Source organism: Massilia atriviolacea (genome assembly GCF_003953935.1).
In the GTDB taxonomy this organism is placed as follows: Bacteria; Pseudomonadota; Gammaproteobacteria; order Burkholderiales; family Burkholderiaceae_D; genus Telluria_A; species Telluria_A atriviolacea.
In genome coordinates this window covers 82,258-106,831 of sequence record NZ_RXLQ01000013.1, presented here as the reverse complement: position 1 = coordinate 106,831, position 24,574 = coordinate 82,258, and the positions used below count along the sequence as shown (strand labels likewise).

Annotated in this window: 25 protein-coding genes; 11 read left to right on the top strand and 14 right to left on the bottom strand. The window is 66.5% G+C overall.

Annotated features, from left to right (window positions below; genetic code table 11):
• Window positions 1-132: 132 nt before the first annotated feature.
• From EJB06_RS22700 to EJB06_RS22690, 3 genes are all read right to left on the bottom strand, one after another.
• Window positions 133-624, bottom strand: coding sequence for a GNAT family N-acetyltransferase (locus tag EJB06_RS22700; protein ID WP_126076300.1), 492 nt, complete (start codon window positions 622-624; stop codon window positions 133-135).
• Window positions 621-1,583, bottom strand: a complete 963-nt coding sequence (locus EJB06_RS22695; protein ID WP_126076299.1) for a DMT family transporter — start codon at window positions 1,581-1,583, stop codon at window positions 621-623. Before EJB06_RS22695 ends, EJB06_RS22700 begins: the two co-directional genes overlap by 4 nt.
• Before the next feature lie 70 nt (window positions 1,584-1,653).
• Window positions 1,654-2,100 (bottom strand): Mpo1 family 2-hydroxy fatty acid dioxygenase, encoded by a 447-nt coding sequence (locus tag EJB06_RS22690; RefSeq protein ID WP_126076298.1) that lies wholly within the window; start codon window positions 2,098-2,100, stop codon window positions 1,654-1,656.
• Window positions 2,101-2,180: 80 nt separating this feature from the next.
• Between EJB06_RS22690 and EJB06_RS22685 the strand changes: the two genes are divergently transcribed.
• Window positions 2,181-2,735, top strand: a complete 555-nt coding sequence (locus EJB06_RS22685) for a DNA-deoxyinosine glycosylase (RefSeq protein WP_126076297.1) — start codon at window positions 2,181-2,183, stop codon at window positions 2,733-2,735.
• 93 nt (window positions 2,736-2,828) lie between these two features.
• Here the strand turns inward: EJB06_RS22685 and EJB06_RS32000 are convergent, their stop codons facing one another.
• Window positions 2,829-3,197, bottom strand: coding sequence for a hypothetical protein (locus EJB06_RS32000; protein WP_164558001.1), 369 nt, complete (start codon window positions 3,195-3,197; stop codon window positions 2,829-2,831).
• On the opposite strand from EJB06_RS32000, the gene EJB06_RS22680 reads away from it, so the two are divergent.
• The 6 genes from EJB06_RS22680 (at window position 3,196) to EJB06_RS22660 (ending at window position 8,157) form a co-directional block, all read left to right on the top strand.
• Window positions 3,196-3,372: a hypothetical protein gene (locus tag EJB06_RS22680; RefSeq protein ID WP_164558000.1), complete on the top strand. Its 177-nt coding sequence runs from the start codon at window positions 3,196-3,198 to the stop codon at window positions 3,370-3,372. The two genes, EJB06_RS32000 and EJB06_RS22680, sit on opposite strands and share 2 nt — an antisense overlap.
• A gap of 67 nt (window positions 3,373-3,439) precedes the next feature.
• Entirely contained in the window at window positions 3,440-4,438 is a 999-nt protein-coding gene (locus EJB06_RS22675) for an ATP-grasp domain-containing protein (protein WP_126076295.1), read from the top strand.
• Window positions 4,435-5,319 (top strand): SDH family Clp fold serine proteinase, encoded by an 885-nt coding sequence (locus EJB06_RS22670; RefSeq protein ID WP_126076294.1) that lies wholly within the window; start codon window positions 4,435-4,437, stop codon window positions 5,317-5,319. The genes EJB06_RS22675 and EJB06_RS22670 overlap by 4 nt, the downstream gene beginning before the upstream one ends.
• A complete protein-coding gene (locus tag EJB06_RS31995) occupies window positions 5,316-5,837 on the top strand; it encodes a MauE/DoxX family redox-associated membrane protein (protein ID WP_164557999.1) in 522 nt (173 codons plus the stop codon). Before EJB06_RS22670 ends, EJB06_RS31995 begins: the two co-directional genes overlap by 4 nt.
• Complete coding sequence (locus EJB06_RS22665; protein WP_164557998.1) at window positions 5,837-6,403, top strand: redoxin domain-containing protein; 567 nt, start codon at window positions 5,837-5,839, stop codon at window positions 6,401-6,403. The genes EJB06_RS31995 and EJB06_RS22665 overlap by 1 nt, the downstream gene beginning before the upstream one ends.
• Window positions 6,400-8,157 carry an ABC transporter ATP-binding protein gene (locus EJB06_RS22660; RefSeq protein WP_229427227.1) on the top strand — a complete coding sequence of 586 codons (1,758 nt, stop codon included), beginning with the start codon at window positions 6,400-6,402 and terminating at the stop codon, window positions 8,155-8,157. The genes EJB06_RS22665 and EJB06_RS22660 overlap by 4 nt, the downstream gene beginning before the upstream one ends.
• Here the strand turns inward: EJB06_RS22660 and EJB06_RS22655 are convergent.
• The 4 genes from EJB06_RS22655 to EJB06_RS22640 all read right to left on the bottom strand — a co-directional run bounded on the left by EJB06_RS22655 (window position 8,154) and on the right by EJB06_RS22640 (window position 12,637).
• A complete protein-coding gene (locus EJB06_RS22655) occupies window positions 8,154-9,764 on the bottom strand; it encodes an alkaline phosphatase D family protein (protein ID WP_126076292.1) in 1,611 nt (536 codons plus the stop codon). The genes EJB06_RS22660 and EJB06_RS22655 overlap by 4 nt on opposite strands.
• Window positions 9,765-9,837: 73 nt before the next feature.
• The gene (locus tag EJB06_RS22650; RefSeq protein ID WP_126076291.1) at window positions 9,838-10,404 is read right to left on the bottom strand and encodes a cysteine hydrolase family protein; all 567 of its coding nucleotides are present in this window, start codon (window positions 10,402-10,404) and stop codon (window positions 9,838-9,840) included.
• A gap of 121 nt (window positions 10,405-10,525) precedes the next feature.
• Entirely contained in the window at window positions 10,526-11,713 is a 1,188-nt protein-coding gene (locus EJB06_RS22645) for a tetratricopeptide repeat protein (RefSeq protein ID WP_126076290.1), read from the bottom strand.
• Window positions 11,714-11,770: 57 nt separating this feature from the next.
• The gene (locus EJB06_RS22640) at window positions 11,771-12,637 is read right to left on the bottom strand and encodes an HDOD domain-containing protein (protein ID WP_126076289.1); all 867 of its coding nucleotides are present in this window, start codon (window positions 12,635-12,637) and stop codon (window positions 11,771-11,773) included.
• A 360-nt stretch (window positions 12,638-12,997) separates the two neighbouring features.
• Between EJB06_RS22640 and EJB06_RS22635 the strand changes: the two genes are divergently transcribed.
• Window positions 12,998-13,612 carry a DNA-3-methyladenine glycosylase gene (locus EJB06_RS22635; protein ID WP_126076388.1) on the top strand — a complete coding sequence of 205 codons (615 nt, stop codon included), beginning with the start codon at window positions 12,998-13,000 and terminating at the stop codon, window positions 13,610-13,612.
• Between the two features lie 123 nt (window positions 13,613-13,735).
• On the opposite strand, the gene EJB06_RS22630 is transcribed toward EJB06_RS22635, so the two are convergent.
• Window positions 13,736-15,454 (bottom strand): methyl-accepting chemotaxis protein, encoded by a 1,719-nt coding sequence (locus EJB06_RS22630; protein ID WP_126076288.1) that lies wholly within the window; start codon window positions 15,452-15,454, stop codon window positions 13,736-13,738.
• Window positions 15,455-15,512: 58 nt separating this feature from the next.
• Window positions 15,513-15,968, bottom strand: coding sequence for a cache domain-containing protein (locus tag EJB06_RS22625; RefSeq protein ID WP_126076287.1), 456 nt, complete (start codon window positions 15,966-15,968; stop codon window positions 15,513-15,515).
• A 242-nt stretch (window positions 15,969-16,210) separates the two neighbouring features.
• On the opposite strand from EJB06_RS22625, the gene EJB06_RS22620 reads away from it, so the two are divergent.
• The 3 genes from EJB06_RS22620 to EJB06_RS22610 all read left to right on the top strand — a co-directional run bounded on the left by EJB06_RS22620 (window position 16,211) and on the right by EJB06_RS22610 (window position 20,346).
• Complete coding sequence (locus EJB06_RS22620; RefSeq protein ID WP_126076286.1) at window positions 16,211-17,611, top strand: KamA family radical SAM protein; 1,401 nt, start codon at window positions 16,211-16,213, stop codon at window positions 17,609-17,611.
• Between the two features lie 14 nt (window positions 17,612-17,625).
• Complete coding sequence (locus tag EJB06_RS22615; protein ID WP_126076285.1) at window positions 17,626-18,912, top strand: MFS transporter; 1,287 nt, start codon at window positions 17,626-17,628, stop codon at window positions 18,910-18,912.
• A 72-nt stretch (window positions 18,913-18,984) separates the two neighbouring features.
• Window positions 18,985-20,346: a PQQ-dependent sugar dehydrogenase gene (locus EJB06_RS22610; RefSeq protein ID WP_126076284.1), complete on the top strand. Its 1,362-nt coding sequence runs from the start codon at window positions 18,985-18,987 to the stop codon at window positions 20,344-20,346.
• Between the two features lie 52 nt (window positions 20,347-20,398).
• Here EJB06_RS22610 and EJB06_RS22605 read toward each other — a convergent pair whose 3' ends face one another.
• Genes EJB06_RS22605 through EJB06_RS22590 form a run of 4 tightly spaced genes read right to left on the bottom strand, consistent with a single transcriptional unit; the run spans window position 20,399 to window position 24,544 of the window.
• Complete coding sequence (locus EJB06_RS22605) at window positions 20,399-20,749, bottom strand: hypothetical protein (protein ID WP_229427226.1); 351 nt, start codon at window positions 20,747-20,749, stop codon at window positions 20,399-20,401.
• Window positions 20,734-23,238, bottom strand: a complete 2,505-nt coding sequence (gene ctaD, locus EJB06_RS22600) for a cytochrome c oxidase subunit I (protein WP_126076283.1) — start codon at window positions 23,236-23,238, stop codon at window positions 20,734-20,736. Before ctaD ends, EJB06_RS22605 begins: the two co-directional genes overlap by 16 nt.
• A complete protein-coding gene (locus tag EJB06_RS22595) occupies window positions 23,235-24,173 on the bottom strand; it encodes a cytochrome c oxidase subunit II (RefSeq protein ID WP_126076282.1) in 939 nt (312 codons plus the stop codon). Before EJB06_RS22595 ends, ctaD begins: the two co-directional genes overlap by 4 nt.
• Window positions 24,170-24,544: a c-type cytochrome gene (locus EJB06_RS22590; RefSeq protein ID WP_229427225.1), complete on the bottom strand. Its 375-nt coding sequence runs from the start codon at window positions 24,542-24,544 to the stop codon at window positions 24,170-24,172. Before EJB06_RS22590 ends, EJB06_RS22595 begins: the two co-directional genes overlap by 4 nt.
• Window positions 24,545-24,574: the final 30 nt, after the last annotated feature.

The window sequence follows — 24,574 nt, the reverse complement described above, 5'->3', positions numbered from 1 at the left end:
GCAATTGTAAAGGCCCGCCAATTCACGCTGACCGGCAACTATAGTGAAGCCGTAGATTGTCTCCAGTCTCCCCTCCCCATTCTAAAAAATGGGTTTGCCCACGGTGAATTTAACCCGTGGGCTTTTTCTTTTTCAGGCCGCCGCCAGCTTGGCCAGCGCTTCGCCGTCGACGCGGCAGATGCGCCAGTCCGGCAAGATCTGCGCTCCCATGCCCTTGTAGAAGTTGATGGCGTTCTCGTTCCAGTCGAGCACCGACCACTCGAACCGTCCGCACTGGCGCTGCACCGCCAGTTGCGCCAGCGCGGCCAGCATCTGCTTGCCGTAGCCCTTGCCGCGATGGACTTGTTTGACGTACAGGTCTTCCAGGTACAAGCCCTTGCGCGTGAGGAAGGTCGAAAAATTGTGGAAGAACAGGGCGAAGCAGGCCACCTCGCCATGCTCCTCGCCGACCAGGGCTTCGCACGATGGGCGCTCGCCGAACAGCGCATCGTGCAGTTGCGCTTCGGTGGCCACGACCAGGTGTTCGAGCTTTTCGAACACGGCCAGCTCGACGATCATGCCGTAAATGTGGGCAACGTCGGATGGCTGGGCGGGGCGGATGCGGAAGTTGTTATCGGTAGTCATGGAACCTCGGGAATGGCGGCCAGGCTTGCCTCTGGCGCGGGTTGGCTTGAAGGGGAAGGTGTTGCAACGGCGGCCGGCGCACGCAGCGCCCAGGCGACACTGGCCAGGCACACTGCCATGCCCAGCCATTCGACCGGACCGGGCCGGTAATGCTCGAGCTGGATCGACAGCAGCACGGAAATGACGGGCGTGACCACGCCGATGTACACGGCTTTCGCCGAGCCGATGCGGTTAATCAGCGTAAAGTAGGCATGGAAGGCGATCACCGAGCCGAACAGCGACAGGTACAGCAGCGCCATCCAGTAACGCGGCGCGCCCGGCAGCACGAAGGGCTGGCCGGTCGCGAGCGCCCAGGCGGTCACCATCGAGGTGCCCCAGAACATCGACCAGGCCATGGTCAGCAACAGGTTCGACGATTGTTCGCGCACCTTGGAGACCACCACCGTGCCGGCCGAGCTGGCAATGGTGGCGGCCAGGGCCAGGGTCAGGCCGAGCAGGAAGTGGCCGGTGCCGCCGCCGGCGATCTCGTTCCAGGCGCCCGCAATCGAGCGATAGAACAGCATCGTCACGCCGACCAGGGCGATCATGCCGGCCGCCCAGGTGCGCCAGGCAATCGGCGTGCCGAACGCGATGCGGCTGCAGATCGGGGTCCAGAACACCATCAGCGCGAACAGCACCGCGACCAGGCCCGACACCAGGTATTGCTCGGAACCGTAAGTACACACATAGGAGAGGGCGAAGGTGAAGAAGCCCTGCAGCACGACCCAGCGCTGGGCGCGCCACGGCAGGTATAACTTGTCGCCGCGCAGCAGACACCAGGCGAACAGGGTGGCCGAGGCCAGGCCGAAACGGTAGACCACCGACACCGCCGGCGCGACTTCGCCCAGCTGCAAGGTGATGGCAAAAAAGGTGGAGCCCCAGATCAGGGCCGCGATCGCGAAGAGGAGAGGAGATGACATGCGGAAAGTATACGGTGATTCCCGACTTCCTGCCCGCCATCCTCGATTCCCCATCGGTGCGCGATATCGCCTACCAGGACAGATTCAGGCGCCGGTACAGGAAGCTCAGCACGAACAGCGGGCCGATCAGCAGAAAACGCAGGTCCTCGAAGAACGATGGCTTTTTACCCTCGATCTTGTGGCCGATAAATTGCCCGATCCAGGCCAGCACGAAGATGGCCAGCGACAATGGCAGCACGGCGGCCGGCGGCATCAGGCTGAGCAGGCCGAGCATCGCCGCCGACATGGCCAGCATGCCGAGCGCGAAGGGTTTCGATAGCTGGAAGTAATAGCACAGCGACAGCACGGTGACGGCCACGGCGGCGAACGGGTGGATCCACCAGATAATGCCGAGCAGGGTAAACACGATCACCGGCACGCAGACAAAGTGAATCAACTCGTTGGTGTGGTTCAGGTGGCTTTCGCTGTATTTGGCGAGCAAGGTATCGATGGCGCGCGGCGCCGATGCTTGGTCCATGGGAGTCTCCGGATTTTGTTGTCGTGATTGGCTTGCCAGACGATTCTACACCTGTCCTGGGGGCTGCTAGAATCGCTGCCATGAACCATTTCCAGCCCGCCGATGCCGACCCGGATGCGCCGCAGCTCAAGCGCTGTTTTGCGCCGGTGGTCGACGTCCGCACGCGCATCCTGGTGCTCGGCAGCCTGCCGGGCGAGCGCTCGCTTGCGCAGCAGCAGTACTACGGCCATCGCCAGAACCGTTTCTGGGCCTTGATGTCGGAAGTGACCGGCGCCGACCTGGTGGCGCTCGATTACGAGGCGCGCCTGGCGGCGCTGCTGGCGCACGGTATCGGCCTGTGGGATGTGGTGGCCGAAGCCCGCCGCGAAGGCAGCCTGGACAGTCAGATTCGCGGCCAGGTCGGCAACGACCTGGCGGGGCTGGTCGAGAGCTTGCCGCAGCTGGCGACGATTGCCTTCAATGGCGGCACGGCGGCGCGGCTGGGCGTGAAGGCGCTGGGCGGGCTGGCGCAGCGCTATCGCATCGTGAACTTGCCGTCGAGCAGTCCGGCGTACACGGCGCCGTATGCGGAAAAGATGCTGGTATGGCGCACATTGCGCGATCATGCGCGGCCCCTTGCGAGCGACCTGGCGTAGCCGCCTCCAGGCGTTCGCATCGCAGGGCGGGATTGGTGCCTGGAATCTTGCTGACCTGCGTCAATGCGATATGCATTAAGCAAAGAATAATTTTTATCTTGACGCAAGTTTGTCATCGGAATAGGATTTCCTTGCCGCTACAAGCGGTACACCGTTGGATTGAATTTCGCTATTTTTTAGAAAGATACGGAAATGAAAAATCAAAATGGAATGAAAACGTTCGCGTTCAAGCTGGCCGAGAAAAAAACCAAGGAAGTCAAACCCGCACCACAGTGGCAAGCACGCGAAGGCGTTTCCACTGCCGGCTGCTCCGGTCCTGATGCGCGCGGCGACCGCCGCCCAGGCCGCGACAACGGCATCTACTGCTGACCGATTCACCGGATAAAAAGCCTTGCGTATCGCAGGGCTTTTTTTTATCCCCGCCACTGTCGTCGACTTCACTTTTTTGAAAGACCGGTCCATGGAAAAGCAAGAGAACACCAAGCTGTTTGCCTTCAAACTCGCAGAAAAAAAGGAAAAGCAAGCCAACCCGGCGCCGCAATGGAAACTGCGCGACGGCGTCGCCAGCGCCGGCTGCTCCGGCGAAGAGCATCGCGCCGACGGTTACTGGGGCCACGATCTGGGCGTGTGGTGCTGATCGGCTGACACCCAGGCAGCCCTGCTCGTCGGGCAGGGCTTTTTTTCCGACCTCTTCCAACTGGCTTATGGCGAAAAAGGTTCTGATTGTCAGTAACAGCGCCGACCTGCATGTCGACCTCCTGATCCCCATCCTGCAGGCCAAGGGCTGCGCGGCCTTCCGCATCGACCTGGACGCCTTTCCGCGCGATTACCAGAGCTCGCAATGGTTCGCCGCCGGCAGCCTGCGCCAGTCGATCCGCCACCTGCCCTCGGGCGACACGCTCGACCTGGCCGACGTGGGCGCGATCTGGAGCCGCAAGCCGGCCGAATTCAGTTTTCTCAGCCCCGACCTGGGCGTCCAGGAACGTGCCTACGCCAGGGGAGAGACGGAGCAGGCGCTGTTCGGCATGCTTTATACGCTCGACTGCTTCTGGATGAGCCATCCGCTGGCCCTGCGCGGCGCCATGTGGAAGGGCGAGCAGTTGCAGCGCGCCGCGCGCATGGGCTTTCGCATTCCCGCTTCGCTGACCACCAATTCGCCGGCCGAGGTGAGCGCCTTTCGCGCCAGCTTCGACGGCCCCATGATCTTCAAGGCCCTCTCCAGCCCCAACCTGGGCGGCGAAGACCTGGCCGACGAGGACCGCGTGGCCAACGGCATCGGCACCACCCTGGTCGACGACGCCATGCTGGAGAACCTGGCGTCGGTGGCCGAACTGGCCTGCCATTTTCAGCAGTACATCCCCAAGCAGTACGAACTGCGCGTGACGATCATCGGCGAGCGCGTGTTCGCGGCCAAGATCCACTCGCAGGACGACGAACGCACCGCCATCGATTCGCGCGACATGTCGGCCGATATCCTGTACGAGGCGACCGTGCTGCCGGATGCGCTGCGCGAGCGCTGCCTGGCCTTCGTGCGCAGCTACGGCCTGGCCTACAGCGCGCTGGACCTGATCGTCACGCCGGACGACGACGTGGTTTTCCTGGAAAATAATCCGGTCGGCCAGTTTCTCTACATCGAGCAGTTGATTCCCGCCTTCGCCATGCTCGACGCGCTGGCCGGCCGACTCATTGAGGAGTGCGCATGACGCAGTCACACCGTTTTCCCGTGCGCGAGCAGATCAAGGAGATCGAAGCGCTGCGCGACAGCCGCGTGCTGGTCTTCGCCGCCTCGAACCTGGACATGGAGATCCTGCCGGCCCTGTATGAACAGTGCCGCGCCATCGGCCGCGTGCCGCGCCTGGACGTGGTGCTGCAATGCCGTGGCGGCATCGTCAACGCGGCGCGCCGCATCGCGCTGCTGCTGCGCCAGTTCAGCGAGCGCCTGGCCTTCATCGTGCCCTATCAGTGCGAGTCCTCGGCCACCATCCTGGCGCTGGCCGCCGATGAAATCATCGCCGGCGACCTGGCCATGTTTTCGCCGATCGACCCGCACCTGCATGGCGGCACCGATGAAGACAGCCCAGCCTCGTCGTTCTCGTGCCAGGACATCAAGATGTTCGGCGCCATGAGCGAGGAATGGTTCGGCATCAGCTCCGACGAGGCGCGCTTGCAGTCGCTGGGCCTCCTGTGCAACAGCATCTTCCCGCCGACCCTCACCGCGTTCTACCGCACCACCCAGGAAGTGATGCGGATCGGCGAAGAACTGCTGCGCTTCCAGATGCCCGACAAACCCGAGAGCGTTCGCCAGGACGTGGTCAAGGAGCTGATGTTCGGCTACTACTCGCACAATTACGCGCTCACCCGCGAGGAGATGGCCAGACTGGGCCTGCGCATCCGGCGCGAGCCGGAAGTCGAGGAGTGCGCCTGGCGCATGTCGCGCGTGCTGCAAACGATCGTCGGCGGCGGCCTGCGCGAATCGGCCGACGCCCCGTGGAACGATGTGCTGCTGGCCACGCGCGACGGCGGCATGCTGCGCGAACACCGCAGCGGCGGCTTCCTGCCGCGCTGGGGCAAGCTGGCCGTATGAGCGCGCCGGCCTACCTTGCGGAGATCATCCGCTATTTCACCGCGTTCCTGCTGGCCTGCGCCGCATTCGGCAAATTGCGCACGCTGGCCGCGTTTTCGCACAACCTGGCCGAGTCCTTCGGCGTACCGCGGCGGGCGGCGGCCGTCGTCGCGCCGGCCGTGGTGGCGCTGGAGGCGCTGCTGGCAGCCCTGATTCTCGCCGGCGGCGCCGTCGGGCGCCTCGGCATGGGCGCCGCCCTGGTGCTGTTCGTGGCGCTGACGGCGCTGGTCGGCTATCGCTACGTGGTCGAAGGCAGCGTCAAATGCAGCTGCTTCGGCGAGAGCGAACGGCCGGTATCGGGCTACGATCTGCTGCGCAATGGCCTGGTCATCGCCAGTATCGGCGTCTGCCTCGCGTTCTCCGGCGGCGCCGCCTTCGGCAGGAAAGACAGCGTGCTGGCCGCCGCGCTGGCGCTGATCGCCACCATCGGCGCCATCGGCTTTCACGATCTCGCGCGCGCCCTGAAACGGAGCGCCTGATGGATAGCGACGTCCTGGCCGTCATCCTGCTGCTGCTGGCCCTGAGCGTGGCGCTCAATCTCACGCTGTCGCTGCATCTGTTAAAGGTTGTCGCCAGCCTGAGCGCGGCGGCGAAGGCGGCATCGATCCTGCCGCTGGGCGAGGAAGTCGGCGCCTTCACCGGTAAATCTCTCGTCGGCGGCGCGCCGCTCACGGTGGGCGGCGATGGCCAGCCGGCGGTGCTGCTGTTCCTGTCCAGCGCCTGTCCCAAGTGCCGCCACAAGCTGCCCGAGATCGCGCGCCTGGCGCCGCTGGCGCAGCAGGCCGGCGTGGCGCTCTGGCTGGTCAGCGTCGAACCGGGCTGGCGCCTGCGCCGCTTCCTGCAAGCGACGGCGCTGGACGCCCATGCCGTGCGCGTGGCGGCAGCCGAGTACGAGATGCTCAACCCGCTCATGTCGTCGCCCTCGTACCTGTTCGTCAGCCAGGACGGCACGCTGGACGCGCGCGGCATGATCGGCGACGAGGACTGGCGCAGCTTCTGCGAACAGATGGACGAGGTGCAGATGGCGCACGAGGCCAGCGCGTGAGCCGGCCGTCGCCCCACCTCGACCGCCTGCGCCTGCTGCGCCCCTTCGCCTGGCGCTTGGGCGCGGGCCTGGTGTGCATGGCGGTCACGGTGCTGATCCAGCTGGCCTACCCGAAGGCGCTGTCGTACTTCATCGATAACATCAACGTGCGCAAGGACATGGCGTGGTTCAGCTCACTGGCCCTGACCATGCTGGCGGTGCTGGCGCTGCAGGCGGTGGCCGCCACGGCGCGCTATTATATTTTCGAGTCGACCGGCTACATGATCGTCACCCGCATCCGGCGCCAGTTGTACGCGGCGCTGATCGAGCAGCCGATCCGCTTCTACGACAAGCACCACGTCGGCGAACTGAATAACCGCCTCACGGCCGATGTCGAAATCCTGCACGACACGCTGACCATGGGCATGGCGGTGTCGCTGCGCTGCCTGTGCGTGTTCATTGGCGGGGTGGTGATGCTGCTGACGATTTCGCCGGTGCTCAGCCTGATGCTGGTGATCTTTTTGCCGGCCACCCTGTTCATCGGCAAAATGACGGGCAAGGTGTACCGCAAGCGAGCGAGCCTGATGCAGGACGGCCAGGCCGAATGCGGCAAGGTCGCGCAGGAGCATTTTTCGAACATCCGCCTGGTGCACGCCTTCAGCCAGCAGCGCACCGCGCGCGCACGCTATGCCGGCGCCACCGAACACGCGCTGTCGCTGTCGGTGTCGAGCAGTGCGCTGTTTGCGCTGTTTCGCGGCGGCTCGTCCTTCCTCGTGTACCTGGCGCTGCTGGGCACCTTGTGGTTCGGCGCACGCCTGATCGGGCAGGGCCAGATGACGGTGGGCGACCTGACCGCCTTCATCCTGTATGCCAGCATGGTGACCGAAGCGGCGGGGGCCATCGGCGAATTCTGGAACGCGTGGATGCGCACCATCGGCGCCACCGAATGGATTTTCAAGGTCATCAACACCGAACGCGCACAGGAAGCGCCGGCCGGCGAGGCAGGCCTGCAGGGCAGGCTGGCCTTCGAGGACGTGGCGTTTGCGTATCCGGAACGGCCTGACGCGCCAGCCTTGAACAAGATCGATTTTTCCATCGCCGCCGGCGACACCATCGCGCTGGTCGGCGCGTCCGGCGCCGGCAAGTCCACCATCGCGAGCCTGATCCTGGGCTTCTACCGGCCCGACAGCGGCCGCATCCTGTTCGACGGCGTCGACGCCGCCGCCATGCCGCTGGCCGCCATCCGCAGCAAGCTGGCGATCGTGGAGCAGGAGCCCTCGCTGTTCTCGGGCAGCATATTCGAGAACATCGCGTTCGCCGTGGCCGAACGCGAGGTGACGCTGGACGAAGTCAAGGCCGCCGCCGCCCTGGCCTACGCCCACGATTTCATCAGCGCCTTCCCGGATGGTTACGATACCGTGGTCGGCGAGCGCGGCGCGCAGCTCTCGGGCGGGCAGAAACAGCGCATCGCGATTGCCCGCGCGCTGCTGCGCGACCCGCGCATCCTGATCCTCGACGAAGCGACCAGCGCGCTCGATTCGGCCAGCGAACTGCAGGTGCAGCGCGCGCTCGACACCCTGATGCAGGGGCGCACCACGATCATCATCGCGCACCGCTTTTCCACCATCGTCAAGGCCGACCGCATCCTGGTGCTGGAACAGGGCCGCCTGGCGCAGCACGGCACCCACGCGCAACTGGTGGCGCAGCAGGAGGGCTTGTACTTCCACCTGATGCGCCACCAGCTGGCACGCGCCGCCGCGCCGGCAGCGGCCTAGACGCCGGCCGCCGGCAGCGTCTTGCTGAACTGCGTCACGCCGTTCAGGTCCAGCAGGTCGACCTTCATCGCTTTCGATAGGGGGTCGATGTTGACCTCGCCGAAGAACTGGTAGCCGGCGAACGGCGAGGAGTTCTGCACCGGCGGCGCCTTGGCAAAGACCTCGGTCGGGCCGAAGGTCATATCCAGTTTGCCAGGACCGAAGGAGCCGGCATTCATCGGGCCGGCCACGAATTCCCAGAACGGCGCGAAGTCGGTGAAGTGCGCCTTGGCCGGGTCGTAAAAGTGCGCCGCGCAGTAATGCACGTCGGTGGTGATCCAGACCACGTTCGGCACGTTCTTGATCCCCTTGAGCAGGCGCGCCATTTCCAGTTCGCGACCCGAGGCCGGACCGCTCACGCCATTGGCGACGGCTTCCCACATCGCCACGCCCTTGGCGTCCTTGCCGTCGGCCACTTCCAGCCCGATCGGCATGTCCGAGGAGATGACCTTCCAGGTGGCCTTCGAGGCATTGAGTTCGGCGATCAGCCAGTCCACCTGGGCCGAGCCAAGGAGCGCCGAGCTGGTATTTTCCTCGGTCTGCAGGTTGGCGCTGTTAGGACCACGGTAGCTGCGCATGTCGATCACGAACACGTCCAGCAGCGGGCCGTAGCCGATGCTGCGGTAGATGCGCTGGGGTTCGGCCTGTTTGTAGAAGCGCATCGGCGCGTATTCGAGGAAGGCGCGGCGGCCCCGTTCGGCCAGGGTGGCGACGTTCTTTTCCTTGTAGCGCGCATCGGCCGACAGGTCCTTGGCGCCGCTGTAGTTGTTGGTCACCTCGTGGTCGTCCCACTGCCAGAGCTGCGGCACCTGGGCCGCGAATTTGCGGAAGTTCAGGTCGAGCGTGTTGTACGCATGGCGGCCGCGGAATTCCTTGAGCGTTTCGGCGACCTTGCTCACTTCTTCGGTCACGATGCTTTTCCAGATCTGGCCGTTTTCGGCTTTCGCTTCGGCCGCGATCGGGCCGTCGGCGTAGACGGTGTCGCCGTTATGGATGAAGAAATCCGGATCGCGCTTGCGCATCGACTCGTACATGCGCACGCCGCCGAAATCGGTGTTGATGCCCCAGCCCTGGCCGGCCTGGTCGCCGCTCCAGTGGAAGCGGATGGCGCGCTTGCCGTCGGCCTGCGGCATGGTGCGGAACTGGCCCGACACCGCTTCGCTCTCGATGCGGCCGTTGGCCGGGTCGATGTACTTGACGCGCACGAACACGGTCTGGCCGGCCGGCAGTCCCGACAGGTCGACGCGCGAGGTGAAGTCGCTGGCCTCGGTGGCGTAGGGGCCGACAATGCGGCTGGCGTTGGTAAAGCGTTCGCTGGTGTCGTATTCGACGATCATCTGCGCATTGCGGTCGCTGCGGCTCCAGATCACGGCGCGCTCGCCGGTCACGTCGCCGAACTGGATCCCCGACGGCAGCTTGGGCCGTTCGGCCTCGCTCGGGACGATGGACGGGGCGGGCGAATCCGAACCGCCGCAGGCCGACAGCAGCAGCGAACCATTGAGCGCCGTGCCGCCGGCGATGATGCCGCCGCGCGTGAGGAAACCGCGGCGTGAAAGTGTTGAGGTCATGAAGGCTCCAGTGAAAGATGGCTGGAAGTCTAGAGCCTCTTTATGACCTATTGATGAATTGCCAAGAGGGAAATTACGTTGCGTCGAACAGGCAGTGAAGCACGCTGGCGCTGTCGCTGACGGTGGCGTATTCGCCGTCCAGGTTGGCCAGCGCCATCGCGTGCACCTCGTCGGCGCTGCGCGCCTGGCCGGCGTAGTCGGTGCCGGCAAAGGCGAAGCAGGCGTCGGCCACCACGGTGGTGTCGAAACCGAGGTTGCCGGCGCTGCGGGCGCTGCCCTCGACCGAATTGTTGGTGCTCACGCCGACGAGCACGAGCCGTTCGATGCCGCGCGCATGCAGCCAGCGCTCCAGGCCCGAGCGGATGAACGCGTCGGGCACGTTTTTCTCGACCACGTGCTCGTGCGGCAGGGGCGCCAGCGCTTCCTGGAACTGCACGCCCGGCTGGCCGGGCCAGAACAGGCTGCCCGGGGTGCGCGAGATGTGGCGCACGTGGATCACCGGCGCATCGGCCGCGCGCCAGGCGCCCAGCAGGCGCGCGATGCGTTCGGCGGCGTCCGGGTTGTTACGTTGTCCCGCAGCCGGATTGGCCATGGCTTCTTGCATGTCGATGATGATCAGGGCGGGCAGGTCGTTGCGCATGGAAGCTCGTTAAGAATGGACGAGCTCAAAGTATAGGCGGCCCTCATGGGGCGCGCCAGTTGCGACTTCTACGTAGGGCCGGCCACGGTATCGCGCCTCACTTCGCGCCTCAATAAGCGCCTCAATAAGCGCGCTGGCGCTTGCCCGTCTGGGCGCGCAAAAACGCCAGCTTGGCCGAATAGCGCTCGCTGGCCGCGTGCGTGGTGCTGTTGTCGAGCGCCAGCGCCAGCTGGTCGCGCGCCGCGCCGGCTTCGCCCAGGCGCCAGTGCGCGATCGCCAGCCAGAAGTGGAACTCGTGGTTGAAGGGCGCGCGCCGCACTTCCTTGTGCAGCAGTTCGCGCGCGTCGGCATAGCGCAGTTCTTCCAGCGCCTTGATCGCCTGGTGGAAGTAGTGGTAGGGCGGGGTGGGTTCCAGCGCGGCCAGGCGCGCCGCCAGCGCCTTCGATTCCTCGGCCTTGCCCAGTTTGGACAGCACCGGCACCAGGTTGTGCATGGCGATCGTGCTTTCGGGTTCCAGGGTCAGGCTGGCCTTGAACGCGCGTTCGGCCAGCAGCTGGTCGCCGTGGCGCTGGTAGATCACGCCCAGGGTGTTGTAGGGCGTGGCGTAGGTCGGCAGGTGCGCCACCGCCGCGCGCGCCCACCAGTAGGCGTCGTCGAGGCGCTTGTCGGCCAGCGCTTCGGCCGCGCGGTTATTCATGAACATCGCTTCGATCATGCGTTCTTCGATGACGTGCGTGTTGTAGCGCGCGCTGTCCTCGGGCGGCAGGAAGTCGATGTTCAGCATGCGCTCGTCGCCGCCCAATATGCGCGCCTGCGCCGTGCGCCGCTTGCCCATCGAGAGGTTGACGTGGGTGCTGGCGAAATACAGGCCGTTGTTGCGGGTCCAGACATCGTCGATCATCACGTCCTGGTACTGCACTTCCAGTCCCAGGTGCTTGGCGAAAGCGGCGGTCATGACCACCAGCGAGAGGCAGTTGCCCATGCGCGCGTCGAAGGTTTCGGCGGCGTTGCGGGTGACGCTGGCGTCGTATTGGAGTTTCAGCTCGCCCTTGGTGTAGAGCGCCTCGACCAGGCCGCGCTCCGGTCCCAGCCTGCGCATGGCGCCGGCGAATTCCGGGCTCTCGATGTAGGCCCGCATGGCCGGACTGAGCACGAACAGCTGGTCCGGGCCGACCGGTGAAGGCGGCGGGGCGAAGCTGGCGTCGCTGAACACCGCCGGCAGCGGGAAGGGGGCCGGCACGCGCACGCCGGCGCAGCCGCTGCACAGCAGGGACAGGCCAAGGATGAACAAGCTGGCAAGGGATCGCATCGTCGCCTCCTGAAGTATGACGTTTACTTTCAGTATCGTCGCCGCGACGGCGAAAGTCTAGTTTTCGTGTTCGCCGTGGAAGGAATCGTGCAGTTCGTCAAGCAGGTCGGTGATGTCGTCGTCGGACAGGCCGAGGTAGGCGCTGGCGCGGGCGCCGCCCTTGGCCCATTCGAGCGAGCCGCCGTGGCCCTGGTACTGCTGGATGGCGCTTTCGGCCAGCAGCGACAGCGCCACCAGGGCGCGCACGCCGTCGTCGGTGGCGTCGTCTTCGAGGACGGTGTAGTCCTGGTGGTGCAGGATGGCCCAGGCCACCTCGCTCGACAGGCCCCAGTTGCGCGCCAGCAGGCAGCCGATGGCCGCGTGGTTGGTGCTGTGGCGTTCATCTTCGAGCGCCGTGAAGGGGCGCACCGGGTCGTTGGCCGCTTCGGCGAAGGTGGAGGCGTAGGCGGGGAAGCGCTGCATCAGGAGCGGCACGCCGGTGTCGCAGAACAGGCCGAAGGTGTGGGCCACGTCGGCTTCGCCGATGCGCAGGCGGCGCGACAGGTACACCATGGCCTGGGCGCGCCGGGTCGACAGGTCCCAGAAACTGGCCAGCGAGGCATGGTCGGTGCCGATGCTGCGGCGCGCCAGCAGGCCCGTCATCAGGGCCGCGACCTGGTTGATGCCCAGGAACAGAATCGCCTGCTCGATCGACTTGGCCTTGCGCTTGCCGCCGTAGAAGGAGGAATTGGCGAGTTTGAGCAGCGCCCCGGACATGCCGACATCGCTGGCGATGATGCGTCCGATGGTGGCCGGCGAGGGATCTTCCGACATCAGTTCGCGCTGCAGGTCGGCCAGCAGGCTCGGACGCGGCGGAATGCGGATCGACTTGATCAGGGCATCGACCGGGTCGTCGGCAGGGGTGGCGAGGGCGGGATTGCTCATATGATATCGAAGATTAATTTCCGTGCGGAATCTCTTGCAATGCGTCACTATAAACCAGTCTGGGTGCCAGCGGCTCATCTTCTCTCAAGGAATCTTTATCCACTGTTGGCCCGCCGTCACACTGGATGTCCGACAACGGCAAGCTTGCCTTAACGCCAACCGCCGGTGTCCCGCCGGTGTCCCGCCGGTGCCAGGTCTGACAAGTGGACACGGCCTCGGCATTACTGCGGTAGAGTCCGTGTCCGATTGTCAGACCTGGCACCGGGGTGGACACGGTCTCGGCATTACTGCGGTAGAGCCCGTGTCCGATTGCCAGACCTGGCAGCGGCGGGAGTTTAGGTAGAATTGCTTTTCATGAAAATGGGGATCAAGACACACTTGGCGGGCGTCGATTTCGGCGCGCCGTCGCAGGAGGTGGCGCGCCAGCTGATCGGGGTCGAGCTGCTGGTCGATGGCGTGGGCGGGCGCATCGTCGAGACCGAGGCCTACGACCGCGACGATCCGGCCTCGCACAGTTTTTCCGGCCCCAGCGAACGCAACCTGGCCATGTTCGGCCCGCCCGGCCATGCCTATGTCTATCGCTCCTACGGCATCCACTGGTGCCTGAACTTCGTCTGCCGCGAGGAGGGCCATGGCGCCGGGGTGCTGATCCGCGCCATCGAACCGCGCGCAGGCATCGACCTGATGCGCACGCGGCGCGGGGTGGACGATGCGCGCCTGCTGTGCTCTGGACCGGGCAAACTGAGCCAGGCGCTGGGGATCACGCGCTTGCACAACGCGCTGGCGCTCGATGCGCCGCCGTTCGTCCTCCTCGCCCCCGCCGAGCCGGCCGTGCTGGTGGCCGGGCCGCGCATCGGCATTTCCAAGGCCATGGACCTGCCCTGGCGCTTCGGCCTGGCCGGCTCGCGCTTCCTGAGCCGGCCCTTCCGCCAAGAGCCTGTCTCGGTAGATCGGGAAGCCGATGGTGATGCATGACAAGCGGGGGCAAGGCGCGAGGAGGCCGCATGGCTGGCCATGCAAGGACCAACAACGCGGCGCTCGCTTGTCAGGCGCGCCGGCAGCGACGTCGATCCACTGCGTAGGCTCCAGGGCCGCCGCCTACACCACGCGCCGTCCGGCCGCTTCGCGCGCCGCCGGCGACAGTCCGCGCGCGCCCACCGCCCGCATCCGGCTCGACCCCGCGCGCCGCTCGGCCGGTTCGCGCTCAGCGGCGCCCGGGCCGCCGGGCAGTCCGGCCTGGGCGCCCGGCGGCGCCGCCTGTTCCGCCGCAGTGGTATCGATCTGGAAAATCGATACCGCTTTCGACAGCTTGACCGTCTGCTCGTGCAGGCTCTCGGCCGCCGCCGCCGCTTCTTCGACCAGCGCGGCGTTCTGCTGGGTCATGGCGTCCATCTGGCCGACCGCCATATTGACTTCGGCGATGCCGTCGGCCTGCTCGGAACTGGCCAGGCTGATGCGCTCGATGATGTCGTTGACCTGTTTCACCGAGGCCACGATGTCGCCCATGCTGCTGCCGGCCTGGTTGACCGAGGCGCTGCCGCCGTCGATGATGGCGACCGAATCGGCGATCAGGCCCTTGATTTCCTTGGCCGCCGCCGCCGAACGCTGCGCCAGGGTGCGCACTTCGGCCGCCACGACGGCGAAACCGCGCCCTTGTTCGCCGGCCCGCGCCGCTTCCACCGCCGCGTTCAGCGCCAAAATATTGGTCTGGAAGGAAATGCCGTCGATGACGCCGATGATGTCGACAATCTTGGCCGAACTGGCCTTGATCTGGGCCATGGTCGTCACCGCGCGGTCGACCGCCTTGCCACCGTTGGCGGCCAGGGTGGCGGCACTGGCGGCCAGGTCGTTGGCGCGCCGGGCGTTGCTGGCGTTTTCCTTCACCGCCAGGGTCAGGGTTTCCATCGCGCTGGCGGTCTGTTGCAGGGAGCCGGCCTGCATTTCGGTGCGGTTCGACAAGTCCATATTGCCGGTGGCGATTTCGTGCGAGGCGGTGTCGATCGACTGCACCGAACTGAGGACGGAACGCAGGGTCTGGTTCAGGGTCCCGATGGTCTGGTCCAGTGCGCGCGAGGTGTCGGCGATTTCGTCACGGCCGCGATTCGGCGCTCCCACCGTCAGGCGCCCGTTGGACAGTTCGCCCACCACCCCGGCAATGGCGCGGATGTCGGCCAGCATGCCGCGCCGCACCAGCATCGTGGCCAGCAGCGACAGGCCGATCGAGAGCAGCACCAGCACCGCCATGGCGCCCACCAGCGCGCGGAATTCTTCGCGGGCGTCGGCGTAGGCGCGCTCGGCCAGGGTTTTTTCCATGGTCGCCAGCTGGCCCAGGCTGGCGCTCAGGGCGACGAATTCCTTTTCCGCCTTTTGCATCGAGTTGGTGGCGATCGACTGGTCCATCTGCGCCATTTCGATGGTTTCCACGACGCTCTTGCGGTAAGCGCCGAGCGCCGTGGCGGACGCGTCGATCAGCTTTTTCGCGGACGGGTCCGACATGCGCGCCAGCGCGCCCAGCTGGCCGGCGATGGCGCCGTGCTTCTTGCCGATGTCGTTCGCCAGCGCATCGACGCGCGACTGGGCGAAGCTGCCGTTGATCCAGGCCAGCAATTGATAGATGTTGGCGTGCGCATGCTTGGCGTCGCCGGCGACGTCGGCCGCGGCTTTCTGGCGCGTGGCGTGCACCTGCACCATTTTTTCCAGCGAAGCATTCTGGCGCACCATGCCGTACCAGGCGCCCGCGGCCACCAGCATCAGCAAGATCAGTACCAGCCCCGGGGCCAGCAGCAGTTTGGGCCCAATACGCAGTTTGTTCAGCATGCTTTACTCCCGACAGAACGTTCGGCAGGGCGGCCGGCGCCGCCCGCTTTGCAGTTGTTTAGTTTTTGTAGATGCCCGCTTCCAGGATCACGTCGTCCACCCGCTGGATGTAGGTGGTTTTCGGCTCGATCTTGCCGTTGGTGGGGTTCTTGTACTGGTAGTCGACCCAGCCCTTGCCCTTGGACTGGCCCAGGTTGATGATGTCGCGGCGATATTTTTTTCCGCTGGCATCGGGCACGTCGGTCAGGTCCTTGCCCACGATCGAGGGATTGATCGGATGTGCCAGCACGATGCCGGTCTGCAGGTCGCGCATGTCGATGTACAGCTCGCCCTGGACGAAATCCTTGTCCTTGGCGTTGATGCGCTTGACCATTTCATCCTTGCCCTTGGACTTGATCAGGGCGACGCCGCGTTCGACCATGGCGATCGCATCCTTTTCGGTCGGCTCGGTGGCGCAGGCGGCGCCGGCGGCGAAGGTACAGCACAGGGCGGTGGCGCTCAGCAGCAATTTCATGGCAAATCCTTTCGGGGAATGGAGGGGTGTTGCTTGGGTGCATTGCGTAATCTACGCCCCCGTGTCGCGCGCCGATTGCGCCATGTCAAGGCCGAGGCGAAGGATGCGCGCACGCCACACTTCAGGCCGCTTGCGCGGGCACAAGAACAAGGCGCGTCCATGATGTTGATGTAAGGCAATTTGGTTCCGCAGGGCAAGCCTATGATGGATTTCTGCCTTTCCACCCTGTTCAGGAGCCTGTCGTGACCGATCTTTCGCCACCCAAATTCAAGCCTTACACCCGCCAGTCGATTGCCAATGCGCGCCAGTGGCAATTCATGTCGCCCGAACTGCAGGAAGCGGTGGAGGTGGTCTCGCGCGTGCTGCCGTTTCGCACCAACGACTACGTGATGGACCAGCTGATCGACTGGAGCAATATTCCGGACGATCCCATCTATCGCCTGGTGTTTCCGCACCGCGACATGCTGCAGCCGCAGGAATATGCGCAGTTGCGCGAGCTGGTGCTGTTCAAGAAGGATGAGGCGGCCATCAACCAGCTGGTGCACACGATCCGCATGCGCATGAATCCGCATCCGGCCGGCCAGATGACCCACAACGTGCCGCGCGTAAACGATGCGCCCTTGCGCGGCTTGCAGCACAAGTACAAGGAAACGGTGCTGTTCTTCCCCAGCGCCGGCCAGACCTGCCACGCTTACTGCACCTTCTGCTTCCGCTGGCCGCAGTTCGTCGGCATGGACGACATGAAGTTCGATGCGCGCGAAACCACCGAGCTGGTGGCCTACCTGGCGACCCATCCGGACGTGACCGACGTGCTCATCACCGGGGGCGACCCGATGATCATGAATACCCGTTCGCTGGCGGTGTTCCTCGAATCGCTGCTGGTGCCCGAGCTGGCGCACATCCAGAACATCCGCATCGGCACCAAGGCGGTGGCCTACTGGCCGCAGCGTTTCGTCACCGACCGCGATGCCGACGACCTGATGCGCCTGTTCGAAAAAGTGGTCGCCGCCGGCAAGAACCTGGCCATCATGGGCCACTACAGCCACGCGGTGGAGTTGCGCAACGAGATGGCGCAAAAGGCGGTCAAGCGCATCGTCTCGACCGGCGCCACCCTGCGCATGCAAGGCCCGCTGATCCGCCATATCAACGAAGACCCGGCCAGCTGGGCCGAGCTGTGGACCACCGGCGTGCGCCTGGGGGCGATTCCCTACTATATGTTCGTCGAGCGCGACACCGGCCCCAGCGAGTATTTCTCGCTGCCGCTGGCGCGCGCCCACGAAATTTTCCAGGCGGCCTACCAGATGGTGTCGGGCCTGTCGCGCACGGTGCGCGGGCCGTCGATGAGCGCGTTTCCGGGCAAGGTCGTGATCGATGGGGTGGTCAACATCAATGGCGAGAAACTGTTCGCCCTGCAATTTTTGCAGGCGCGCAATCCGGACTGGGTGCGCAAGCCCTTCTTCGCCAAGTACGACGACAAGGCGACCTGGATGGACCACCTGGTGCCCGCGTTCGGCAAGACCAGGTTCTTCTTCGAGGGCGAGGACGATGGCGCTGTCCATGCGCCGCTCGGCAAGGTGATCCCGATCAAGGCCGCCCAGCGCGTCGAGGCCGGCGGCTGCAGCCAGCAGACCGACGCCGCCTGACGCGCGGGGGCACCATGACAGGCTGCGCACAGCACAGCCAGCGCTTGTCGGGGCTGGCGGTTTTCTTCTCCGTGTTCCTGCCGTTTGCGCTGGGGCACTACCTGTCGTCCCTGCTGCGCACCGTCAACGCCGTGCTGGCGCCGAACCTGGTGCAGTCGCTCTCGCTCAGCTCCGGGCAGCTGGGGCTGCTCACCAGCGCCTTCTTCTTTTCCTTCGCGCTGGTGCAACTGCCGGTCGGCATCGCACTCGACCGCTACGGACCGCGCAAGGTGCAGCTGGTGCTGATGTTGCTGGCCGGGGCCGGCGCCCTGATGTTCGCGCATGGCGACAGCTTCGCCGAACTGGTGCTGGCACGCGCCGTCATCGGCTTCGGGCTGGGCGGCTGCTTCATGTCGGCGGTCAAGTCGATTTCCGGCTGGATCGCGCCCGAGCGCCTGCCCTCGGTGCACGGCTACCTGATCGCTGTCGGCGGCCTGGGGGCGGCCTCGGCCACCTTGCCGGTGCGGCTGGCGCTGCAATTTACCGACTGGCGCGGGCTGTTCACCATGCTCGGCGCGCTGGCCGCCTGCATCGGCCTGTTGATCTGGCTGGTGACGCCGCGTCCGGCCGCCAGCGCGCCCAAGGCGCCCGCGCCGACCGTGCAATCGATCCTGGACGTGTATCGCGATCCGGCCTTTCGCAAGACCATCTCGCTGATGGTGGTGCCGCACATGGTGTTCTTCGGCATCCAGGGCTTGTGGATGGGGCGCTGGCTGTCGGACGTGGCGCATTTTTCCGACGCCGCCGTGGCCTACCTGCTGTACCTGAGCATGGCCGCCGTGATTTTCGGGGCGATCGCGGTCGGCATGCTGACCGAGTGGGCCGGGCGGCGCGGCGTGGTGCCGCTGGACGTGGCGGCGGTCGGGATCGGCCTGTTCCTGCTGGTGCAGGTCGGCATCGTGCTCAATTTCAAGCCGGGCTTCCAGACCCTGTCCGTGATGTTTACCCTGGTCGGCACCATCACCGGCATCGAGTACGCGATCGTGGCGCGCTCGATGCCGCCCAGCCTGACCGGGCGCGCCGCCACCTGCCTGAATCTGCTGATCTTTATCGGCGCCTTCCTGGTGCAGGCCGGTTTCGGCCAGGTGCTGGGCTGGTGGAATGCGAATGTGCTGCACCAATATCCGGCCATGGCTTACCAGACGGCGTTCGGCATCCTGGTGCTGCTGCAGTTGCCCGGCTTGGTGCTGTACGTGTGGCGGCGCGGCCGCGCGCCGGCCGCAGCCGGGATGCAGGAGCGGCGGGAGGGCGCGGTGGCGTAACGGGCGAGCAAGATTGGACGATTCGTCTAGAATCGCCGGGACCGCTTCCCGACCAATCCAAGGAGATTTTCCATGCGCGACCATCCGCCCGTTCGCCTGCTCGCAGGCTGCATGCTGCTGGGCCTTGCGGCCTGCGGCGAAAAGTCCACCCTGCCCGCCACCGCCGATGTCGGTGCGGCGCCGGTGATTTCCGCGCCGAACAAGACGCTTATTCCGACCGTCAATATCGCCCCTGCCAGGAGCTGGCCGGCAGGCGTCACCCCGCGCGCCGCCGGCGGCCTGGCCGTCAAGGCCCTGGCCAGCGGCCTGGACCATCCGCGCTGGCTGTACGTGCTGCCGAATGGCGACGTGCTGGTGGCCGAAACCAACGCTCCGCCCAAGCCGGAGGATGGCAAGGGCATCAAGGGCTTCGTGATGAAAAAGGTGATGGCCAAGGCCGGCGCCGGGGTGCCCAGCGCCAACCGCATCACCCTGCTGCGCGATGCCGACGGCGACGGCACGGCCGAAGTGCGCACCGAATTCCTCAAGGGCCTCAATTCGCCGTTCGGCATGGCGCTGGTCGGCGACGTGCTGTACGTCGCGAATGCCGACGCCATCGTCAAGTTCCCGTACCGCAGCGGCGAGACGGCCATTTCCGCCGCGCCCGAGACGGTGGCCCCCCTGCCTGGCGGGCCGATCAACCACCACTGGACCAAGAACATCATCGCCAGCAAGGATGGCAGCAAGCTGTACGCGACGGTCGGCTCGAACAGCAACGTGGCCGAGAACGGCATGGAGAACGAGCTCAACCGCGCCGCGATCCTGGAAGTCGACCTGGCCAGCAAGGCCACGCGCCTGTTCGCCTCGGGCCTGCGCAATCCGAACGGCATGGGCTGGCAACCGCAGAGCGGGGCGTTGTGGACGGTGGTCAACGAACGTGACGAGCTGGGCAGCGACCTGGTGCCGGACTACCTGACCTCGGTGAAGGACGGCGGTTTTTATGGCTGGCCGTACAGCTACTACGGCAAGCATGTGGACGAGCGGGTCAAGCCGCCCAAGCCGGAGCTGGTGGCCAAGGCCATCGTGCCGGACTTCGCGCTGGGCAGCCACGTGGCGCCGCTGGGCCTGGTGTTCTATGAGGGCAGCCTGTTCCCGGCGCAGTACGCGGGCGGGGCCTTCATCGGCCAGCACGGTTCGTGGAACCGCGAACCGCTGAGCGGCTACAACGTGGTGTTTGTGCCCTTCGAAAAGGGCATGCCGAAAGGTAAGCCGATCGAGATACTGACGGGCTTCGTGAACGAGGCGGGCGACGCCTACGGGCGGCCGGTCGGGGTGGCGGTCGACAAGGCAGGCGCCCTGCTGGTGGCCGACGACGTGGGCAATGTGGTCTGGCGCGTGACGCCGTCGGCGGTGGCGGCAGCAGTTCCAGTACCAAGCCCGCCGCCAGCCAACTAGCGCCTGGGCCGTCGTTCCCGCCGGGCGCCGCCTTGGCGCGGGAACGACGTTCTCAAGCGCAGCCGTCGATCATCAGCACCGGCAGGCTGGTCCAGGCCACGCCGACCACGGCCAGCACCGCACTGCCGGCGCTGGCCCAGTCCAGCAGCCTTGTCTGTTCCGATGCCGTTGCCAGCACATGGCGCGCGCGCCACGCCAGCCATAGGCACACCCCCAGGGCCAGCACCGACGCCACGCCCGGCACCCAGCGGCGCGGCGCTTCGCCATCGATCAGGCCGGGCGCGCACAGCGCCGCCACCCACACATAGCACGCGACAAAATGCAGCGCCCACACCAGCAGCGGCGCGCAGGCGTGCAGCAGCTTGCCGCCAAGGCGCTCGCGCACCATCATCCCATCACCCATGGCACGAGGTGGATCGCGCCCGCCGCCACGATCCCCTGCAGGCTGGTGTAGTGCCACATCAGCGCCGTGTTGTCCAGCGTGGCGCGGCTGGCGCCGGTCAGCATGCCGCTCCACGCGCGCGCGCACAGGTACAGCGCCGCCATCGCCAGCACGATCACGTGCAGGCCCTGGTAGGCGAGCAGGGTCGCCACCGTCGCGCTCCAGGCTTGCGCGGTCGGCTCCAGCCCGGCCAGGCGCTGGCCGTGGAAGTCGCACGCAAACGCGGCCAGCATGCACGCCAGCGCCGCCAGCACCAGCGGCGTCAGGCGGCGCCGCTCCACCGCGCGGCTGGCCAGCCGGACCAGCGCCGAACTGGCGACCAGTAGCCCGCTCGAGAGCAGCGGCCACACCGGCGCGGCCAGCGCGGCCTGCGGCGGCGGACACACGGTCAGGCGCATCGAGATATGGATGTAGGCGAACACGAAGGACGCGAAGATGGTCGCATCGACCACCAGCATGATCAGGGTCGCCCACCACGAATGCGAGGCCGTGCCGCGCGCGCCGACGGGCAGGGTCAGTTCGTCGCCGACTTTGGCGTGCGCCAGCGGCGGCGGCCGGTCCGACTGCCACAGCCACGCCACGATGCCGACCATCGCCGCGATCCCGCAGGCCCAGGCGGTCCAGGTGAATTTGACCGTCAGCAGCAGGAAGAAGCCGGCGGTGCCGGCGGCGGCGATCAATGGCCACCAGCTGTCGCCGGGCAGGATCATCAGGTAGCGCGGCACGGCGCCGAGCGCGCTGGTGGCGATCGTCTCGCGCCCTCCGCTGACGCTGCCGGGCAGGTAGTGCCGGCCCGCCTCGACCTCGCGCGCCAGCGTCGGCTGCTCCCACAGCGGGTCGCCCGAGGAAATCCGCGGGATGCTGCGGTTGCCGTAGTCTTCCGACGGCAGCCATTCCAGCGTGGCGGCGTTCCACGGATTGCCGACCTGCCTGTCCGCCATGCGCAGGGTGCGCGCCAGGTCGAACAGGAACAGCAGCACCCCGGAGGCGAACACGAAGGCGCCCACGGTGGAGACCATGTTCAGCCCATCCCAGCCCATCTCGCCGCTGTAGGTGTAGACGCGGCGCGGCATGCCCAGCAGGCCCGTGATATGCATCGGGAAGAAGGCCACGTTGAAGCCCCCGAACATCAGGCCGAACACCCAGCGCGCCAGGCGTTCGGAGAGCCGGTTGCCGTTGATCAGCGGGATCCAGTAGTACAGCGCCGCGAACACCGGAAACAGCATGCCGCCGATGAGCACATAGTGCAGGTGGGCGACGATGAAGTAGGTGTCGTGCACCTGCCAGTCGAACGGCAGCACGGCGACCATCACCCCGGTCAGCCCGCCGAGGACGAAAATGAACAGGAAGCCGAGCAGGAACAGGGCCGGCGCCGACATGGCCACGCGCCCGCGCCACATGGTGGCGATCCAGGCGAACACCTGGATCGCGGTCGGCACAGCGACGGCCATGCTGGCGGCCGACACGAAGCTCATTTTCAGCACGCCCAGCCCCGCCGTGAACATGTGGTGGGCCCACAGCGCAAAGCTGAAAAAGCCCACCGCCACCAGCGCCACGACGATGGCGCGCCGTCCCACCAGCGGCACGCCGGCAAGCGCCGGGATCATGGTCGAGACCATCCCGGCGGCCGGCAGGAAGATGATGTACACCTCGGGATGGCCGAAGAACCAGAACAGGTGCTGCCACAGGATCGGGTCGCCGCCACGCTCGGCGATGAAGATCGGCCAGTCGTAGGCGCGTTCGAGTTCCAGCAGGGCGGTGCCGGCGATGATGGCCGGGAAGGCGAACACGATCATCACGCCCACCACCAGCATGGCCCAGGCGTACACCGGCATGCGGCCCAGGGTCATGCCGGGCGCGCGCGTAAACAGGATGCCGACGATCAGTTCGATCGCGCCGGCGATGGCCGAAATTTCGATGAAGCCGATCCCGAGCAGCCAGAAATCGGCGTTCAGTCCCGGCGAATAGGCCTTGCCGGTCAGCGGCGGATACATGAACCAGCCGCCGTCCGGCGCCAGTCCCACGAACAGGGTGCAGAAAAACGCCAGCCCGCCAATGGCGTAGGCCCAGAAGGCGTAGGCCGACAGGCGCGGAAAGGGCAGGTCGCGCGCGCCCAGCATGTTCGGCAGCAGGTAGACCGCGATGGCCTCGACCACCGGAATCGCAAACAGGAACATCATCACCGTGCCGTGCATGGTGAACACCTGGTTGTAGGTCGAGGCGCTCAGGAAGGTATTGTCGGGAACCGCCAGCTGCATGCGCATCAAGAGGCCGAGGATACCGGCCAGCAGGAAGAACAGCAGCGAGGTGCCGATGTAGAGCAGGCCGATATTGGTGTTGTTGACGGTGGTCGGATAGCGCCAGCCGGCCGGCGTCTTCCACGCCGCCGCCAGGCGTTCGCGTTCGCCGGGCGGACGCGGCAGGCTGTTGGGCAGCGCGGTGCCGCTCATTTGAGCTGTTCCAGGTAGGCGGCCAGCGCGTTCAGGGTGTCGCCGTCCATGCCGGCCGGCGGCATGCGCACGCCCGGCTTGATGCTGTGCGGGTCGGCGATCCAGCCGGCCAGCGTGCCGCGATGGGTGCGCAGGGTGCCGGCGCCGATGTGCAGCCGGGCGCCGACGCGGGTCAGGTCCGGCCCCAGGCGCGTGGCCGCGTTCACGCCGCGTATCGTATGGCAGGCCACGCAGCGCTGCGCGATGAAGGCTTGCCGTCCGCGCGCGATTGATGGATCCGATGGATCCGACGGCGCGGCGGCCGGGCCGGCCTGGCGCGCCAGCCATTGCTGGTAGCCGGCCGGCGTGTGGGCGACGACATGCAGCGCCATGCGCGCGTGCTGCTCGCCGCAGTATTCGGCGCACTGGCCGCGGTACACGCCGGGCCGGTCGGCCTGCAGCGTCAGGCCGGTGACGCGGCCCGGCACCATGTCCATCTTGCCGCCCAGCGCAGGCACCCACAGGCTGTGGATCACGTCGCCGGCGGTCAGGCCCAGGTACACCGGGCGCCCGGTGGGAATATGGATTTCGTTGGCGCTGACGATATCCGGCCCGCCGCCGGGGTCGGGGTAGCGCACTTCCCACCACCACATATGGGCGCTGAGCGCGATGCGGGTGGCGTGCTGCGAGCTCTGGGCCGCCATCTGGCCGCTGCGCCAGGTGCTCCACGCCAGCAGCACGCTCAGCACCGCCACCGGAAAGGCCACGCCGGCGCCGGCGATCCAGGCCATCGGCCGCACGCTGCGCGCGCGCCGTCCGAGGCCGAGCGCGGTCAGCGCCATCACCAGCGCGAACACCAGCGCGCCGCCGCCGAACAGGACCCAGGCGAACTGGCTGATGATGGCCGCGTCGGGGCCGGCCGGGTGCAGCACCGACTGCAAGGGCACGCGGCTCATCGCAGGGTGGCCAGGTAGGCCGCCATGTGGCGTGCTTCGGCCCTGGAGACGCCGACATTGGGCATCATGGTGCCGGGTTTCAGGGAGGGAGGATCGACCAGCCAGTCGGCCAGCGGGCCTGGCAGGTTGGGAATGCGGCCGGCGATGTAGCTGCGCCGGCCGAATTTGTCGAGCGGCGGGCCGGCCGTGCCGGTGGCCGCGCCCACGCCGGGGATGGCGTGGCAGGCGCCGCACTGGTACTGCTCCATCAGGCGCTTGCCGAGGGCGGCGTCGCCGGCGCCGACGGGCACGGGCGCGGCGCGGTTGTCGCAGCCGGCCAGCGCCGCGCACAGCACGGCCGCCACGGCGATCGGAAGGGGAAACACGCGCACGTTACGATCCTGCGAAAGCGACTTGGATCG